We start from the raw sequence: 16,765 nt of genomic DNA on the forward strand, positions 1-16,765 counted from the left end.
TCCTCTGGGGAACAAGAAACGATGACCCAAGCTGATTTATTGGATAAAACTGAGCAGTTAAAAGAGCAGATAGAACAATTGCGTTGAGTGTTGAGTGTTGAGTTGCGTAGGGTGTGTTAGGGGAGCCTTGATATTTGGCCTCGTAGGCAGGGTTAGGTTGCTGCCCGTAACGCACCACTGCTGGGTCAAACAACTGTTAGGAGATGCACCCTTGAGTGTTCAGTGTTAACACTCAAGAACGTCGTATTATTTCGTAGTGACACATCAATGCTTTGAGATAAGTATGGGTATCCTTAGGTTATAAAGAAAGGGGTTAGCATCCTGAGGATGCTGCGCTACCTGCCATTTCACCTGTAGAGTTCCCCAGCTGCCGCTATGCTACCAATACCGGATTACTTAATTGCCCTGACTGTAGTACTGGTGGTAATCCCATCAGTATTCGTAATTTTACTACGTTTTGCTCTGTATACCCATCTTTTATCCCTAGGGAAGCGAGTAAGAAGACTAATCCATGGACAGCCTCGTGGGAAAAAACCCAGAATTGTAGAAGAGCTCGAAAGACGATTCTCAGATGCTAGCCGACATTTAGAGCAGGTCAATACAGGCGCATTAATTGACCAAGCCTACAGCCACGAAAAAGTTGTTGGGATATCTTGTGACCAAATTGATTACATTGGTCGGATTATGCCTAGCTTACTGCTATCCTTTGGCTTACTAGGTACCTTTATCGGCATCACCATCAATTTGTTAGCACTGAGTCAAACAATCAGTCAGTCTGATGCTACCGATATCAATACTTTAGTTAACCAATTACAGCAACCCTTAGAAGGTATGGGGATTGCTTTTACCACTAGCTTAACTGCTATCTTTTTTAGTGCTGTCTTAACCGTAATTAACGTCGCCTTCAATACAGGGCTAGCGAAAAATAATCTGATTAGTTACTTAGAAGACTACTTGGATAATATTTATCAGCCGACTTTAGCAGGGGAAAAACGCATGGATATATTGGTTCAGGGGATGTCCAATATATTTGAAAGCTTTTTGGCGAGATTTGGTCACACTGTTCGAGAAGCAGTGGAATCCTCACTAAAAGAAAAAGTTCAAGAAATTGCTGATGCTAATATTCAAGTGCTTAAACTAGCAGAAAATTCTTACAATAGATTCTTCCAAGCTGCTAGTACTATCGCCAGAAGTGCTGAGGAATTTCAACTAGCTGCTGCTCAATTTACCCAAGTTGCTCAAACCTTTGAGCATAGCCAGTTTCCTCAAAAATTATCTAAGGCTACAGTAGATTTAACTAGAACTCAAAGCAGTTTCTCTGAGTCAGCTAGTATGTTATCTCAATCAGTGCAAGGGATGGGAGTAGCAATGGCTGAACTTCAACGTCATGGGGTTAAATTGGTAAAATTGGCAGAAGAAATCAGTGCTCTCAGACAATCTTCTCTAGATGTAGTAAAACAGCATCATCACAGTCAACAAGCCTTAGGTAAGATTATCCCCCAACTTCAGCAAGGAGCACAGGGATTTCAGTCAGCGATCGCTAGGCTTGATCAATTAGAGCAACGGATTGCTTCTCGAACCGATAGCTTGAGTGACGTTCACGCTGAATTGTCTAAGTTAGTGTCAAATGTGAAAAGCTATACCGAAGGAGTAAGTCTGGGAATTCAGGCTTTAGGCGATCGCCTTAATCAAAGTATTACTCAGCAAGCTAATACTGACCAGCATAATTATGAAATTATGCGACACAATCTTGAAAAAGTTGTCAATCATCTCAATAACACCAATGAGGAAATTGCTAAGATTAGCCAAAAACTCAATGAGTCCAATCAAATCGATGGTTCAACTCGCATAACTCAAGATATGACTGTAGGAGAGCTAGTCAGGCGTTTGAGCAGTGAACGATAAACCTAGCAAATGACTAATAGTAATTATAAGATTGACAGAGAATTGATAAAATGCGTCGTTCACGAAATAATGATTGGAATGAAGAGATAAATCTCTGGCCAGCTTTTACAGACTTAATGTCTAATGCCTTCATGATCCTGATCTTATTTTTGTTGCTCTCTATCCTGAAGTCTGTGCTGGCACAAAGTTCCTTGGAATCAACCATTGATGATCTCACCAGAAGTGAAGATGAAGTGGTGCAATTGGCAAGGGAGAATGCGGAATTACGAGCTAAGGCAGCTCGGGTTGATCAACTTGAGCGTGGGGTGGCGGCTTTGAGAGCTAGGGCAAAGCGCTCAACTGTCCGCCAAAAGTCACTAGAACAGCAGATTAGGTCTTTGCAGGTACAGATTGCTGCAGCACCAAAACCACCAGATACACCTCCGATTATTGTAATCAAAGATCAGGGGAATTACCGATTTGATTCCGGTAGTGCGGAAATTCCCTCAGCGATGAAGGATTATATTCGGCAGCAAATTGTCCCTGCTATTGAAAGCAATGCCAAGGACTATGAAATCAATGTAGTAGAACTAATTGGTCACACCGATGGTCAACCTAATCTTGGTGGTAGCAATATCGACCAAACTATTGGGAATGTGGTTAATAAAAATTCCTCTATCAGTCAACTTAGACCAGGATCTAATGCTGATTTAGGACTGATGCGAGCTTTGGCAGTTGTGCAATTACTCCGTGAGATTCAAGCTAAAGAAGGGCGGCTCAAGGGGCTGCAATTTCGGGCTTATTCTGCAGCTCAGTTAATTTTACCTAATGGACAAATTGCTCCGATTAGTTTAAAGGATGATCAAACTAGGCGCAGGATTGAAATTCGCTTTACTCGTCTCGGTAGGGTGACAAATGTTCAATAGTTAGTTGAAGAGGAGAGAATCTCGCTAATCTGGTAAGCAAAGATACGTCAGCTGTCAGCCCTCAGCTGTCAGCTGAATGGTTACAATTTAGTATCAACAGGCACATCTTAAAGTTTAATTTTGTGGTATTGCTTTCTTATCCCCTTAAACCGAGTAGATGTTCAGTAACTCTGTCGAATCCAGTGGTTGACAAATCTCGAGCGTGGGGATAAGCAAAATACTCGACTTAAAGTGTAAGCTAATTGGAAAAGCAATCAAGTCCATTAGCAGGTCTTTGGGTCATAGATATCGACAATGGCTAAGAAGTACTGGGAATTTCTACTACAGAAAGAGGGGGAGCGCTCCTGGAAGCCAATCAAGTCTTCTGAGATCGAGATTGAATCCGGTCGGTATCGGATAGTGGCTCGTTCCAACCTGCCCAATACTGATGTAGAAATTTGCGTCAGCTATGATAGCACAGAGCAAGTGCCACCCAAACGCAAGTCCCAGAAACGATGGCGTCGCACCAACTCAGAAGGGTTAATGGTGGTGATTCCTTTCACCAAGCTTAAACCTGGTCTGTGGAAGTTACGTTGCAGTAACGATATCATGGACGATTTTATGGGTGAGTCATGGCGAAAATCCTTAGCGCTACAAGTCATACCCAAAGTCAAAGATGTAGAGACACCCCCGAAAACCTCCGTATCCTCATCAGTAGCAGAAGTCACCCCAGCAGAAGTCACCCCAGCAGAAGTCACCCCAGCAGAAGTCACCCCAGCAGAAGTCACCCCAGTAGAAGTCACCGAAACTGATACTCAGCCGCCTCAACTAGACAATTCCCTGACTACACCTGAGCTCGCTGTTGATTCTCCCTCCACCAATACTATTGCTAATGACCTGAAAGCAACAGATGCTAGCTCAGATGCTAGCTCAGGTGCTAGTTCAGAGTTATCTAACCCTCAGGAGTACGAGAGTCAGATAACACCACCAGAGCAACAACCCATAACCATTGCTGCACCAGAGTTACCTGTTGACCAAGCCCAAGCAACAATTGGGGTTAGCCAAGAGGAATCTAGTCCTAGCCAAGAGATGGTTTTGGAAGAGCTAGAAAAGCTTTACCCAGAGGCACCTGTTAATCCTGAAACCAACCAACAACTCACAGAAACTATCTCGGAAGACTTACAACTCCAATCGACCATTGAGAATTCCATCATGGAGGAATCTCTGGAAACTTTGGAGCAACTACTACAACAGGTGCTTCAGCCAGTATTGGATGAGTTGGAAGATAGGGAATCTGAAGATAACCAACAGCTAAGAAAAACCTCTGATTTAGATTGGGTTTCAGACACACAGGTTAATCAGTACGGTTTAACTCTAAGACTAGATAAGGAAATTTTCCTGGCAAGGCGAGGAGAGTCGTTGACTATCAAAGGAGAATTGGTAGTAGATAATGATAAAATTACTAATAATGGTAATAGTATAACAGTTAGTATTTTAGATAGTGTTTTAGAAAACTTATTCCCTGCCACTCTACGCTATCAATTGCGGTTTCCTCAAACAGGAAAACGTTTGTTAGATATTGAGTATTCCCTATCTCAACAGGAGTTATTTTTAGGATTTAGCCATAGTCTAGATATTCCGACGGATTGTCAAAGTGGTCTAATTTTAGGAAAAATTACCCTTTATAATTCACAGTCAACTCCTTTAGCCACTCAACAATTTACTGTTACAGCTAATGTAGAGGATTTATTAGAAGTAATTGTCCCAGGGAATCAGGGGATGCCAATGGAAACCATGGTAGTACTGGCTAATCGGATCGCTGAATCTGCCAAACCTGATCAACCTGATCAAGAACTTCTCTTCTTAGATGAAGACCCCTTAGAGGAGACTATGCTGGATCTGGTTGAGCTACCCCAAAACCATCCATCTCTGTTCTTGCAACCTATCTCTGGACGGTCTTTACCACCAAAACTTTACCACCATCAGCCGAGTGACATAACTGTTAAATCCCTGGAATTGCCCAGTTTTCCTACAATGCAGTCGGTTGCTGACCCTGGAGCACAGCACCAAGAGATCCAAGATAAGTCTAAAGCATCTGATTCAGTTTCCCTAGATGATCAAGAATCCTCCACTACAGCTAATCCAGAAGTAGATCATCGAGAGCAAGATACTGGGTCAGAGTTACAGCCTCAAGACACAGTGCTTCAAGACACATTACTTCAAGACACATTACTTCAAGACACAGTACTTCAAGACACATTACTTCAAGACACATTACTTCAAGACACATTACTTCAAGACACAGTAGAACAGTCGGAAGATAGTACTGAAGATACTACTCAAGATAGTATTTTAGAGATAAAGTCTGAGGTCTTATCTAATTCTAATGATACTTCTGAAGTGCTGAGTAATTCCCTAACGGAATCTGAGCCAATCCAAACTATTGAGATTAGTGAGATTGATGAATCTCAGACAGATGAGCAGTTAGAGGATTCAGAATTGGTTGATACCCAGTTCAATAATTCCAAGGTAAACCAATTATTGAATACTACTCGGTTGAATACTACTCGGTGGGAGACTTCAAATTCCGTACAAGATCCTGAGTCAATCGCTTTAGAAGAAGCTTTCCGAGCCTTAAACATGGAAGAGCGTTTTTGGTCACGCTTGAGTGCTTTAGCGGAAGATGATGAATTGATGGAATTGCTGAGGTTAGAATTATCCCCAGAGAGTAATCCTGCTGAGGAAGATCACTCAGCAGTGGCAGATGAACAGAGGAATGAAACGGCTAGCAACCAAGAAGAGGTTAGGGAATTTCCAGAAAAGGTCTTGGAGTCAATCACAGAATCTCAGGATTTGTCCCTAGTTAGTTCAGAATTAGCAATGCCAGAGACACCCCCTAGAGTTGGTATTACTAGTCAGGATTGGACGACTCAGGAAATTGTAGTAGACGATCGAGAAATAGCTCCACAACCGACAAAAGCTAAAGCAACTAACCAAGATGACTTGAAGGCTAAACTGGATAATCTTTCATCCCTAGAGTTGGATGGGACCTTAGCAGCACCGACTTTATCAATACCGACTACTAGGGAGTTGCTTGCTGGAGAAAAGGTAATGGTTACTATAAAACTTCCGCCTAGTCAATCTCGTCTATGTATTAAATTGTGGGTTAAAGACGTTCAAACTCGCTCTCTGCTGCAGGAAACCCGTTCTATTATAGATTTACTCCCCAATGCGGCTGGGGAGCTGGAGGCAATGACTCAATTAGTTATACCCCAAGGCACGACTCAAATTAGAATTGAAGCGATCGCAATTAATTTGGAAAATCAGCAGGAGAGTCACAAGGCGGAATTGGAGTGTGTAGTTGTTCCTACTGACTTATCTACTACCTTTGAAGGATGAAGTATTTTCTACAATTGGTTGAGCTAAAAAGTCCTCGGTTTGAGGGAACAGGGAACAGGGAACAGGGAACAGGGCGTAGGGAATATGGCATCAAAAATTATCACAATTCATTCATTTAATCCCGTTTTGTTCCATATAATTCAGTAACCAGTTTGCGGCTGTCGCTCGGCGAGTTTGTCGAGGACCAAATTCTCCGATTTTGTAACCTTTGAAACCTAACTTTTTTTTCAATAGCTGTTTATTTTCTTTGGGTATTGAACGGGTTAGTTTTACCGTAGCAGGGCGGCTTTCGATGAAATTAGGTGGCTCGGGATAGTCTTCTTGCCATTCAGGATTAACCTCAGTTATATCCCACTGCCCGGTAGTTGAGTTATAACGATAACCTAGATAGTACCAGAGTAGTTTGTTAACGGTATCGTCATCAAGTTCTTCGTTTAAAATAGACCAAATTGTATTAGTATTGAGTGGCGGTAGTTCAAACATATTTTAATTATAAATTAGGAATTATCAAGGATTAAGTAGATTCTAGATACAGTTAGACTATCTGGGCTTCTTCACCTTTCTCCTAGTACTTCTCCCGGAATAATGGTAATGGTTGGGGATTGAAGCTGTATGGCTATGAAAATTATAAAGCAGCCGCTGCGGTGGCAGGTGGGATTGGTTTTATTGGCTGGTGTGTTGGCGATTTCCACATCAGCTATTTTTGCACGATTAGCGATCGCATCCGCTGGGGTGAGTGGGGTAGGGTTTAGCCTGTTCGTGGCTGGGTCTCGCCTTACTATTGCGTCTATGCTACTGTTACCAGCTTGGCCAAAGCTCAGGCCAGCTCAGCTAGGTCCAGGTGCATTACTCTATGCCAGTGGGGCTGGTATTTGTTTAGCGCTACACTTTGTGACTTGGATTACTTCCTTGTCTTTTACTTCCATTGCGGCATCTACTACGTTAGTTACCACAACTCCGATTTGGGTTGCTTTAGTTTCTTGGCTCTGGTTCAAGGAAAAACTAACTAGGATGACGGTTTTGGGGATTGGTGTGGCCTTTGTAGGTGCTGTGCTGATTACTTTGGGGGATGGGGGTGCTCTCAGTGGTGGGAGTAATCCTCTGTTGGGGAATTCTCTAGCATTGATGGGAGCGGTGATAGCAAGTTTGTATATATTGTTCGGACGTGAAGCACAGCAGCGGGGTTTGAGTCTTGGTAGCTATAGTGCTTTCGCCTACAGTATGGGGGCGTTGGTGTTGTTACTGTTATCGTTACTCTGGGGTGTCAGTTATCTCAATTATCCGGTAGCGGTTTACGTCTATATCTTGTTAATCGCAGTTTTCCCCCAAATGGTAGGACATACCAGTTTTAACTGGTTGGTACGCTGGATTAATCCTACCCTGGTGACCCTAGCTATTTTGTTTGAACCCATTGGTGCTTGTTTTTTGGGCTATTTGGTTTTTCAGGAAGTGCCAGGGGTATTGGTGCTGCTAGGTGCCGTGGTGTTGTTAGTTGGGGTGGCAGTAGCGGTTTATGGGGCTAATTTGACAAGAGGTTGAAGGTGAGTTGGTTGTTCGCGTAGCGTGGCCTTTTGGCCAAGGTGAGTTGGTTGTTCGCGTAGCGTGGCCTTTTGGCCAAGGTGAGTTGGTTGTTCGCCCCGTATTCGGTGTAGGCTAGGTTAGCTGGTTGTTCGTCCAAGGCATTCGAGTAGGGTAGGTTAGGTTGCTATAGACTAGGTTCAAATATAGATATGCCATCAACACAACAGTTTATTCTTGAGCCTGTTGCTTAAGTAAATCCACTATACTATCGGACAACCATAAACCAGCATCACGTAAGGCTTGAATTCTAGGGGATACGCTGGTAATTAGTCCACGTCGTTTGGCTAGGATTAGTAATCCCCCTGTACCAAGGGTAATAATGCCAAGACTTTGAGCACATCTTCGTGCTGCTCGATCATCAACAATAGCTGCAAAATTAGGAGTTTGTATACATAGGCTCAATACTTGAGATTCTCCTTTGCCTAAATCCCAAGCAGCCACAACTGGTGTAACAGCGTCAATTGCTACTCGTCTTACCCAAGAGGTATTGGGTAACTCTCGAGCTGCTAAGTCATTTTGACCTGTGGTTGTAATTTCATCCCAAACGGCTGCTGGTACGAGGATTTCGGAAAACAGTTGCGGTAGTAAATCTGCTTGTTGGCTCTTGAATAGAACAATAAGAGGTGAAGAGTTGATGATGACTCGCTTAATCAACATTAGCCAATTCCTCAGCTAATTCTTGAGCGGTATATTGCAGGAAAGAAACTTGGTAACGAGACAAGGTGTTGATAAATTCTGAACGGGTAAGTCCAGCTATCTCTGCGGCTTTGCCTTGAGAGACTTCCCCTAGTTCATACCATTTAACCGCTGCTGCAATTCGCATTTCCCTGACAAATTCATCAGGGTTCTTGCGGAGGGAAGAAAATACAGTTTCTGGCAGTTGAATGGAAACGGTTTTCATAAGTAGTCCGATAATTAAGGAAGTGCCTGACGATAGCCACGAAACAGTTGCGGTTCTTGGGTGGAATTCATATACTCACAGAGCAGATTCAAATCAAAGTCGGGTAATAAATCCAATGTAGCCCAAAACAGCATGTATCTTTTAGGTGCGACCCGTGGCGAATTAAATTCGCCAACGGGAACGAAGTTACCGCTTGAAGAGGGTCGCCTTTATGGGTTACTGGCTATACGTAAAAGGGTTAAAACTTTTGTAATAAGGCGACCCTCTTCAAGGTTTTGTCTCCGGAAAGCCCACCTTTTGTAACTTATGGACTGAAATGACTACCCAGTAAGGAGTTCAGCTTGCATGTCACCCCCCCAGGTCTGTAGGAGACTAAGCAAAATTAAAAGAAATAGGTATTCTGAGCTACTAAGTTGACTTTTTAAGTGGTTTTGGTAAAACGCAGGTAACATTGCGGTGCGACCCAAGGGCGCGAGGGATTGCTCGCGCCCTTGGAGGCGCGCACCATGTCAATTGGTAGGTCTTGTTGCAAATAATCGACCTATCTTTTTTTTAGCACAAAATAGCCTGAAACGCTTTCAATGTAAAGCGTTTCAGGCTATTTTTCACCCCTTTAGAGAATATCCCGATGGAACCATCCCAGCTTTGGCTGCGGTTCAGATGATGATTACCAATCCAGGGGTTTACTGGCGCACGGAACAAGAATATAAGGACTTATTTGCAGCGAGTCGTTTTAAACTCGAACAACTCGTTTATACTGATAAAAGTCTAACAATGATGGAGTTTAGCCTCCAATAAAGAGGTTTTTTAGCTTAACTTTCAGGTAAATAACCTGGTAGTGCTAAACCATTAGTTAATGTACTACAATTGCCCATAATTAGGAGGATTCAAAAATAAATGAAAAAAATGATCAAAACTTTTTTTGTAACGTTATTAACCTGTATGCTACTCCTAACGCTCAATGTAATGAGTGCGCTGGCGAGTAGTGAAACTGAAATGGAAATATGTGACTTAACTCTACACTCATTTTGTGACCGTGATCTTTTGCCGACGCAATCTGTGGAACTTATTGCTCCCCCTAACCATATCTCATTTCTGCTTTTAAAAAATGATGCTCCAGGAGATAGAAACGGCCAAATCAACAATGATGATGATTCGGTTACTTACAGCGCTAGCGAAAAAACCACTTACTTAGCCACGTTTTCGAATAGTGAAGACATAACAAAAAGGCTGAAAATATCCAACACTGACGCTATAACAGAGTCTCCGCAGCATTGGACGTTTTATCATAGACCCGCACAAGTGGTCAAATTAGTTAACGTATTTGCTGCCAATAAAAATTAATAAATTCGGGAGCATCCAATTTTTGTAAATATCTCTTTTTATATAGGCATTAACAACACGTTAATACAGCTTAATGTGTTATGTTTAGTCCAACTTTGGATGCTCCCAGAAAGTCTTAAATAACTCATAAAGCTTTAAAAATAAATGGTTTTAGGCTATTTTGTTACCTATTGAGAGGTCTGACAGAATCTGGCAAAGTGGTATTTTAAAAATATACGTAGTAATGTAAAAAGTAAGTCGTCATAACAAGTGATTTAGATATGAGTAGCTAGAAAGGGGGATTGAGTTAAAAGCTAATTATTTTTCCTTTTCCGTTTCCCCAATGAACAGTAAACTACTTCAACAAGTCCGCCTTTTAGACCCAGTTTCTGGAATTGACCAAGTCGCTGATGTGCTGATTACTGATGGTGTAATCACGGCAGTGGAAACTCAAATCAAAGAAATTTCTGGCGATACAGTGGTGCAAGATTGTCAGGGACACATTTTAGGACCAGGACTAGTAGACCTCTACAGCCATTCTGGTACACCAGGAAATGAGCAGCGGGAAACCTGGTCTTCACTACTGGCAGCAGCAGCAAATGGAGGCTTTACTCGCTTAGCCATTTTGCCTGACACTAACCCCCCCCTAGACAATTCTGCTGTTTTAGCACAACGGCAAGAACTCCAAAACTCTCCCTATATCAGCCTCCCCCCTTCCTCACCTCAACTCTATCACTGGGGTGCCTTCACCATCGGGTTAGAAGGACAGCAAATGACTGAATTAGCTGAACTAGCTCTAGGGGGAGTAGTGGGCTTTACCGATGAACGTCCTTTATGTAATTTAGGACTAGTTCGACGGTTGTTGGAATACCTACAACCCTTGGGTAAACCAGTGGCACTTTGGGCTTGTGACCCTAAGTTGGTAAATGGGGGAGTGATGCGAGAAGGTATCCAGTCCATTGGTTTGGGTGTGCCAGGGAATCCTGCGATCGCAGAATCATCCGCTATCGCTGCCTTATTAGAAGTGGTAGCAACCACTGGCACCCCAGTCCATCTCATGCGTATCTCCACCAGTCGCGCTGTCCAATTGATTGAATCAGCTAAGGCAGCGGGGTTGCCAGTAACAGCCAGTACCACTTGGATGCATCTATTGCTGAATACTGAAGACTTACGCAGTTACAACTCCAATTTGCGCTTGGAACCGCCGTTGGGAAACCCAGTTGACCAAGCCGCACTGATCCGAGGTGTTCGGGAGGGGATTATTGATGCGATCGCAATTGACCACGCTCCCTACACTTATGAAGAAAAAACCGTTGCCTTTGCGGAAGCACCACCAGGAGTGATTGGTTTAGAGCTAGCCCTACCCCTACTCTGGCATACTCTAGTCGAGACAGGGGATTGGTCAGCCTTAGAACTTTGGAAAAGTCTTAGCACAAATCCTGCTATTTGTCTACACCAAGACCCCCCTAGCACTGCTCCTGGTCAATCCGCTGAATTAGTCTTATTCAATCCTCAATCCCCTTGGATTGTTCACCAAAAAAACCTCAAATCCCTTTCTAGTAATACCCCCTGGCTAGGGCAAGAATTAATTGGTCGTGTCGTGCAAACTTGGTGTCCAGAAAATCGGAAAAAATATGAACTATGAAGTACTGAGACTTCATAAGCCAGTTTACTGATTCAACCCTTCAGGATAACTCGGATTTGGATTCAATTTCCCCATTCGATTTAACGGCCAAAACCGCACTACCGCACGACCGATAATTTTGTCACGAGGGACAAAGCCCCAGTGGTGAGAGTCGTAACTATTGTTACGGTTATCTCCCAGTACTAGGTATTGATCTGCTGGTACTGTTGCTGGTCCAAAATCATACTGTGGTGCTTCTTCGATATACTTTTCCTCTATTTCTTGATCATTAATATAAACTCGCCCATTTTTAACCAAAACCTTATCACCGGGTAAGCCAATTACGCGCTTGATAAAAGCATCTTTAAAGTTTTGCTCTTTCAGCCTGTCAGTGGGAGCAAATACCACAATTTCTCCTCGTTGTGGGTTTTGGAAAAAGCGATAACTTAACTTATCAATAATTAAGCGGTCATTAATCTGTAATGTCGGTAGCATTGATCCCGATGGGATGTATCGCGCTTCAGCAACAAATGTGCGAATCCCAAAGGCAAGAACAGCACTCAAGGTAATCGTTTTAATCCCTTCTACCCAAGCATTTTCTTTAGAAGGCTGTGTAGGTTTTTTTTCTGGTCTTTTATCTGGCACACGACTCATATCCATTCAACTACTACCGATACACAAATTTGAGTAAATTTCAACAAATAGCTGATTGGGAAATTATCAGCAAATTTAACAGCAAATTTAACAGCAAATTTAAACGTCTGGGGTTTTATAGCTAGATCTTAAAAATTTCAAGTTAGTAGGGCAGCCTAAATCAAAATTATGTAAAGTTTTGTCAAAAATGTCAATTTGGCAGGACAACCCTGCTTTTTTGTGCCATGGTGCTAGGTTAGCTGCGGTTGTCTGTATTTAGCTATATCTCAGGTTTGTATCTACTGTATCTACCTAGACACCGAGCAGGGACACTGTCAAATTTTAACATCCTCCTATGTTGTCTGACTTTTGCTTGTTTATCCGCCATGCTCGTATTCTATTGCCCTCTGGTGAATTTTTGCTGGGGGATATCCACACCTGCGGTCGAAGGATTGTTCAGGTTGCCCCAGACATCCCAGTGCCAACGGACGTTACGGCATATAAAGAAATAGACGCTACTGGCTTAACTTTGTTGCCAGGGGTAATTGATCCCCAAGTCCATTTTCGGGAACCAGGTCTAGAACATAAGGAAGACTTATTTACTGCCAGTTGTGCCTGTGCCAAGGGTGGAGTGACGTCCTTTTTAGAGATGCCTAATACTCGTCCTCCTACGATAACCCAAGCCCCACTGGATGATAAGCTCAAGCGAGCGGCAGATAAGTGTTTAGTTAATTATGGCTTTTTTATCGGTGCAACACCAGCAAATCAGCCAGATTTGCACAATGCCCAGCCAACTTGTGGGATTAAGATATTCATGGGTTCAAGTCATGGTGCATTATTGGTAGATCATGAAGCAGTGATAGAACCAATTTTTGCTGAAGGTTTTAGCGAAGGTTCTCGGAAGTACAATCGGTTAATTGCAGTACACGCTGAAGACCAAGCTAGAATTAATCAGCGACGTAAGGAATTTGCTGGAATTACTGACCCTGCTGTTCACTCTAAGATTCAGGACAATCAAGCTGCTCTTAATGCCACCAAGTTAGCCCTGAAGTTATCTAAAAAATATCAGCGGCGGTTGCATATCTTGCACTTATCCACCGCTGAAGAAGCTGAATTGCTTAGGGAAGACAAACCTACCTGGGTGACGGCGGAAGTGACTCCCCAGCACTTATTACTAAATACCGATGCCTATGCAGAGATTGGCACCCTCGCACAGATGAATCCGCCTTTGCGCTCCCACCATGACAACGAAGTTCTTTGGCAAGCTCTACTCGATGGCGTGATCGATTTTATCGCCACAGACCATGCTCCTCACACCTTGGAAGAAAAAGCGAAAGGTTACCCCCACACTCCTTCGGGAATGCCTGGAGTAGAAACATCTCTGCCACTGATGCTGACTCAAGCCATAGAGGGACGGTGTAGTGTGGCTCAAGTATCTGACTGGATGTCTACAGCAGTTGCTAAGGCCTATGGAATTCCTAACAAAGGTGCGATCGCTCCTGGCTATGATGCGGATTTGGTACTGGTAGATTTGGAAAATTACCACCCAGTGTTACGGGAAGAACTTTTAACAAAATGCGGATGGAGTCCTTTTGAAGGTTGGAACTTAACCGGATGGCCAGTGATGACTATTGTTGGAGGTCAAGTAGTCTACGACAGAGGAAAATTGAACACAGAAGTGCGAGGTGAAGCTTTAACTTTTACTAGTTAAACAGTATAGAATTTAACTATAGGAAATAATAATAGGATTTAATAGGTAGTGGGAAAAAATTAAAGTTGACCCAAATTTTTGGTCAACCTCAATCCCACTAACCTTTTAGCTACTCTACACTAGACGCCAAGGGCGAACAACCAGATAACCTATCAAACAGCCAAGTTAAATCAAACTTACCGTTACAAGTGAATTGAGCCTGACGTCCACCGTCGTGGGAATAGGTTAGTCTCAGATGTAGATAACTGGGTGGTAAATAGTGTAGACGCTCAGCCCACTCGATGGCCACAATTCCCGGAGCAACCTCAATTCCCTCCCAGTAGTGTTCTGGGTTTAATGACTCTACTTCTGAGGTGGATAAGCGGTACAAATCGAGGTGATACAGAGGGATACGTCCCTCTGTATACTCATTGATCAGAGTAAAGGTGGGACTGACAATGGCATCAGTTATGCCTAGTCCCTCACCAATACCCTGAACTAGGGTGGTTTTGCCAGCCCCTAAGTCTCCCTCCAGCAAAATGATGCTACTAGCTGGCAGAGATTTCCCTAATTCCACACCTAGCGTACGCGTTGCTTCAGCATTAGCTATAAAAATTTTGGTCATTAGTTATTAGCAATAGATTACCTCTGATAATGGTTATTCTGAGTTAATATCTCAGCTTTTCTTTTCCTTTAAAAATTTTCCTCGCACTCACCAAATCTCACGCATGTGCTCGACTATACCATCGTAATAAAACCCGTGCCAGCCTTTCCGAATTGTGCCGCACTAAATGAGTTTCCTCATCTTCATACATTACATTGGTCGCCACAATCCGACGCCCTAATTTAGAAGTTTCTTCTCGATCCAGAAAAACTGGATGAGACTTAACTTGAGCATACTTAATCAGTGACCCAGCTGAGGGGTATTTTCGATTCACCAGTACCGCGTTAAATAGCCTCTTCCCACAGGCTTCATCAATAGTTTTGATATGGTCAGAGACACTATATCCATCAGTTTCCCCTGGCTGGGTCATGATATTACAAACGTAGATGCGGGGTATCAAGCGAGCTGCGATCGCATCGGTAATTTCTGGCACCAACAGATTGGGAATAATGCTGGTATAGAGGCTACCGGGTCCTATTATAATATAATCAGCTTGCTGAATTGCCTTGAGTGCTGCTGGTAAAGCAGTTGGATGTTCGGGAGTACAACCAATTTTTTTGATAACTCCCCGAGCCTCAGTAATATTAGACTCTCCTTCGATGCGACGTCCATCAGCTAATTCAGCCCAAAGGCTAACATCAGTTAGGGTAGCTGGCAAGACTCTTCCTCGCACTGCTAATACCTGAGAACTAGCAGCAACCGCTTGTTCTAGATCGCCAGTAATATCACTCATTGCGGTCAGGAAAAGATTTCCAAAACTGTGACCGACTAAACCGCTACCAGCTCGAAAACGGTATTCAAACAGTTCGGTTAACAACTTTTCTTGGTCTGCCAGTGCCGTTAAACAGTGACGAATATCCCCCGGTGGTAACACTCCAATTTCCCGTCGCAGCCGTCCACTGGAACCCCCATCATCAGCTACCGTAACAATAGCAGTGATATTAGCACTATAAACCTTGAGTCCTCTAAGTAAGCTAGAAAGACCAGTGCCACCCCCAATGACTACAATTTTCGGTCCCCGGTTTAACCGACGATGATCCATCAGCACATCAATCAGTTTTCGATCGTGGTCGGGTTTTAAAACTTCCGTAATTGATCCTACCGTCCGGGTTTGCCCCCAGAAGATGAAAACCAGACCCAAGATCAGCGCAATTGGACCAGAGACATGGTTAGGAATAATGGTTGTAATTTTCTCTAAAACTTGGGCTGTGAATTTAATGATGTAAAAAACTGGGGTCAGCTTTACCCAAATCGCTAATCCCAAACTTGTTAGCACTACACCACCAGCACTTAAAAGTATCCAACGCTTCACCAGTAATCCAGGGGCTAACCACTTAAACCAACGGTTGACCCGCTGAGGAATTCGACCTCTCGATTCATTTTGTAGGGTACGTAGAGCTCTTTTGAAAAGACTGATTGAGGACATAACTACACTGAGTATGGTAAGTACAAAAGCTGGATAGACATTGCTGGTCGAACTCCAGCACTTGACAAAGAGGCGATGCATGTAGTGAGGAACGGCTAAGGCTCCGGAAGTGCCTGTCAGATTGGTACTTTCTTTGCCTAATCAAACCTTCGTGTGAAAAGTGCGCTCTGCACATAGCCGCTCACCCTTCAGGTATAGCGGTTTTCATTGATATTACTGATCAAGGTGCGCGCCTCCAAGGGCGCGAGGGATTGCTCGCGCCCTTGGGTCACACCTCAATAGTGAATTCACCATGAAGCTGGTACTGATCACCACAGTTTCAGATAATTAGGCTAAGGTGTGATTAATACAATATCCGGTACCTAGACGTTATGATCAGAATTTACCCGTGGATATGCGGAAAGTGGTGAGGTCGGTTAAGTTGCCATTTAGGGTATGAGATTAGTGGCGTAACCCAAAAAAAATACGGGGTGAAACAGAATAATCCCAAGTAGTCAGCTATGCCATACTTCTCTGATTTTCGTGTTTGGTGTAGCTGGTTAGAGGTCATCACTTAATTCTGTGCGCTAGCCTAGGCACTAAGGATGATAGCACTAACACCATTAACCCAATCTAGTGATTAGATGGGAAAGGGATTAACTGCAGTGAGCCAGATGGAAAAGCGAATTTTGGGAATTGACCCAGGACTAGCTAATTTAGGTTTTGGCGCAATTAGTTGCCAAATACCCAAAATAG

General features: G+C 43.3%; 15 protein-coding genes. 9 read left to right on the forward strand and 6 right to left on the reverse strand.

Annotated features, from left to right (window positions below; genetic code table 11):
* Window positions 1-375: 375 nt before the first annotated feature.
* From F6K52_RS17230 to F6K52_RS17245, 4 genes are all read left to right on the forward strand, one after another.
* Window positions 376-1,905: a hypothetical protein gene (locus F6K52_RS17230; RefSeq protein ID WP_293079806.1), complete on the forward strand. Its 1,530-nt coding sequence runs from the start codon at window positions 376-378 to the stop codon at window positions 1,903-1,905.
* Window positions 1,906-1,955: 50 nt separating this feature from the next.
* The gene (locus F6K52_RS17235; RefSeq protein ID WP_293079809.1) at window positions 1,956-2,810 is read left to right on the forward strand and encodes a hypothetical protein; all 855 of its coding nucleotides are present in this window, start codon (window positions 1,956-1,958) and stop codon (window positions 2,808-2,810) included.
* A gap of 294 nt (window positions 2,811-3,104) precedes the next feature.
* Complete coding sequence (locus F6K52_RS17240; protein WP_293079812.1) at window positions 3,105-6,188, forward strand: hypothetical protein; 3,084 nt, start codon at window positions 3,105-3,107, stop codon at window positions 6,186-6,188.
* Window positions 6,185-6,307, forward strand: a complete 123-nt coding sequence (locus tag F6K52_RS17245; RefSeq protein WP_293079815.1) for a hypothetical protein — start codon at window positions 6,185-6,187, stop codon at window positions 6,305-6,307. The genes F6K52_RS17240 and F6K52_RS17245 overlap by 4 nt, the downstream gene beginning before the upstream one ends.
* Here F6K52_RS17245 and F6K52_RS17250 read toward each other — a convergent pair.
* Window positions 6,300-6,671, reverse strand: coding sequence for a DUF1823 family protein (locus F6K52_RS17250; RefSeq protein ID WP_293079818.1), 372 nt, complete (start codon window positions 6,669-6,671; stop codon window positions 6,300-6,302). The genes F6K52_RS17245 and F6K52_RS17250 overlap by 8 nt on opposite strands.
* Window positions 6,672-6,806: 135 nt before the next feature.
* Between F6K52_RS17250 and F6K52_RS17255 the strand changes: the two genes are divergently transcribed.
* Window positions 6,807-7,727 carry a DMT family transporter gene (locus F6K52_RS17255; RefSeq protein ID WP_293079821.1) on the forward strand — a complete coding sequence of 307 codons (921 nt, stop codon included), beginning with the start codon at window positions 6,807-6,809 and terminating at the stop codon, window positions 7,725-7,727.
* A gap of 210 nt (window positions 7,728-7,937) precedes the next feature.
* On the opposite strand, the gene F6K52_RS17260 is transcribed toward F6K52_RS17255, so the two are convergent.
* Together F6K52_RS17260 and F6K52_RS17265 are read right to left on the reverse strand one after the other, a co-directional pair.
* Complete coding sequence (locus F6K52_RS17260) at window positions 7,938-8,426, reverse strand: DUF3368 domain-containing protein (RefSeq protein WP_293079824.1); 489 nt, start codon at window positions 8,424-8,426, stop codon at window positions 7,938-7,940.
* On the reverse strand, window positions 8,416-8,670 hold the full coding sequence (locus F6K52_RS17265) for a UPF0175 family protein (protein ID WP_293079826.1): 255 nt from the start codon (window positions 8,668-8,670) through the stop codon (window positions 8,416-8,418). The genes F6K52_RS17260 and F6K52_RS17265 overlap by 11 nt, the downstream gene beginning before the upstream one ends.
* Window positions 8,671-9,183: 513 nt before the next feature.
* Here F6K52_RS17265 and F6K52_RS17270 point away from each other — a divergent pair.
* The 3 genes from F6K52_RS17270 to F6K52_RS17280 all read left to right on the forward strand — a co-directional run bounded on the left by F6K52_RS17270 (window position 9,184) and on the right by F6K52_RS17280 (window position 11,638).
* Complete coding sequence (locus F6K52_RS17270) at window positions 9,184-9,468, forward strand: hypothetical protein (protein WP_293079829.1); 285 nt, start codon at window positions 9,184-9,186, stop codon at window positions 9,466-9,468.
* A 99-nt stretch (window positions 9,469-9,567) separates the two neighbouring features.
* On the forward strand, window positions 9,568-10,014 hold the full coding sequence (locus F6K52_RS17275; protein ID WP_293079832.1) for a hypothetical protein: 447 nt from the start codon (window positions 9,568-9,570) through the stop codon (window positions 10,012-10,014).
* 322 nt (window positions 10,015-10,336) lie between these two features.
* On the forward strand, window positions 10,337-11,638 hold the full coding sequence (locus F6K52_RS17280; protein WP_293079834.1) for a dihydroorotase: 1,302 nt from the start codon (window positions 10,337-10,339) through the stop codon (window positions 11,636-11,638).
* Between the two features lie 24 nt (window positions 11,639-11,662).
* On the opposite strand, the gene lepB is transcribed toward F6K52_RS17280, so the two are convergent.
* Entirely contained in the window at window positions 11,663-12,271 is a 609-nt protein-coding gene (lepB, locus tag F6K52_RS17285) for a signal peptidase I (protein ID WP_293079845.1), read from the reverse strand.
* 334 nt (window positions 12,272-12,605) lie between these two features.
* On the opposite strand from lepB, the gene F6K52_RS17290 reads away from it, so the two are divergent.
* Window positions 12,606-13,961, forward strand: coding sequence for a dihydroorotase (locus tag F6K52_RS17290; RefSeq protein WP_293079837.1), 1,356 nt, complete (start codon window positions 12,606-12,608; stop codon window positions 13,959-13,961).
* A gap of 109 nt (window positions 13,962-14,070) precedes the next feature.
* Here F6K52_RS17290 and tsaE read toward each other — a convergent pair whose 3' ends face one another.
* Together tsaE and F6K52_RS17300 are read right to left on the reverse strand one after the other, a co-directional pair.
* A complete protein-coding gene (gene tsaE, locus F6K52_RS17295) occupies window positions 14,071-14,565 on the reverse strand; it encodes a tRNA (adenosine(37)-N6)-threonylcarbamoyltransferase complex ATPase subunit type 1 TsaE (protein WP_293079839.1) in 495 nt (164 codons plus the stop codon).
* Between the two features lie 97 nt (window positions 14,566-14,662).
* Window positions 14,663-16,030, reverse strand: a complete 1,368-nt coding sequence (locus F6K52_RS17300; protein ID WP_293079842.1) for a gluconeogenesis factor YvcK family protein — start codon at window positions 16,028-16,030, stop codon at window positions 14,663-14,665.
* Window positions 16,031-16,765 lie beyond the last annotated feature (735 nt).

It is taken from the genome of Moorena sp. SIO3H5, assembly GCF_010692395.1.
GTDB lineage: Bacteria > Cyanobacteriota > Cyanobacteriia > Cyanobacteriales > Coleofasciculaceae > Moorena.